The 1,247-nt window shown below is 58.6% G+C and carries 1 protein-coding gene; it reads left to right on the top strand.

Translation table 11 applies throughout. The annotated features are described in order from the left end of the window. Positions 1-81: 81 nt before the first annotated feature. Positions 82-1,247 (top strand): IS4 family transposase (locus ACOVRJ_RS16665; protein ID WP_422044958.1); only part of this gene is annotated, 1,166 nt, incomplete at its 3' end.

The raw sequence follows: 1,247 nt of genomic DNA, 5'->3' as shown, positions 1-1,247 counted from the left end.
AAAGAAAGCTGGCTGAGAGCCTTCACTTGTTAAGATGCTGGTATCTAACATCAACGTCAAAACAGAAAGGATCAGCCATGTGTGACGATACCAAAAAAACGCCTGCAGTCGAGCGTTTTTCGTTTCAAGCAGTTTGTCGCCGAAGCCCCCGGCGCGGCAATGAGCGAGGCAATACCACTGGCGCGGCTACAATCGATTGTTAATCTTGAGCTCGGCAGCTACCGTGACCGGCTCTACCCACCGTTGACGACACTGGGGCTATTCATTGAGCAGAGTCTGTCTGCGGATGGCGCGTGCCAAGATGCCGTCGCCCGATACCTGAGTGCACGCCATGCGCGGGATCAAGCCCCTTGCAGCCTCAACACCGGCCCTTACTGCAAAGCGCGCCAGCGGTTGCCGATTTCGCTGGTAGAACAGCTGAGTGCGACCATTGGAGAGCGTCTGGAGCAATCCGCACCGAGTCAATGGCGCTGGCGAGGGCGGCGCGTCAAGCTCTTGGATGGCACCACCGTCTCGATGCCGGATACACCGGCCAATCAAGCGGCATATCCACAAAGCGGCGAACAAGCACCAGGACTAGGATTCCCGTTCGCACAACTCGTCGGCCTCCTTTCCTTGGCCACCGGTGCGGTGCTCGGTGTCGCGATGGGGTCCACCAAGGGCAAGGGTAGTGGCGAGCAAGCGCTATTTCGTGAACTGATGCCACAGCTTGACGGTGGAGACGTGATTCTGGTGGATCGCTATCACTGCACTTACTTCACCATTGCCATGCTGTTGGCGCGTGGCGTCGATATCCTGACCCGACAACACCAGAAGCGCTTAACCTCTCCTGAGGCGATCATCGAGACCTTCGGCGGCGGCGACCGCTTGGTACGATGGGTGCGACCGCAGCGCCCGAAGTGGATGGACGCCAAGCAGTACGCCACGATGCCCGAAGAACTCATCGTTCGTCAGACCGAGGTAGGTGGTCGCGAGCTGGTGACCACACTCGTCGACGCCAAGCGTGTCTCAACGAGTGAGCTCGATGCGCTCTATCGCAAGCGCTGGATGATCGAGGTTGACTTCCGCAGCATCAAATCCGAGATCGGCATGGATATCCTGCGCAGTAAGTCGCCGGAGATGGCCAGAAAGGAAGTTGCTGTCCACCTGCTGGCCTATAACCTGATCCGCTCACTCATGGTGCGTGCCGCCGTGCTGGCCCACGTCCTGCCGCGTGCCTTGAGCTTCAAGGCCACACTTCAGCTTTG

The organism is Roseateles sp., assembly GCF_049240545.1.
In the GTDB taxonomy this organism is placed as follows: Bacteria; Pseudomonadota; Gammaproteobacteria; order Burkholderiales; family Burkholderiaceae_C; genus Paucibacter_A.
This window is presented reverse-complemented; position numbering and strand designations above follow the sequence as displayed.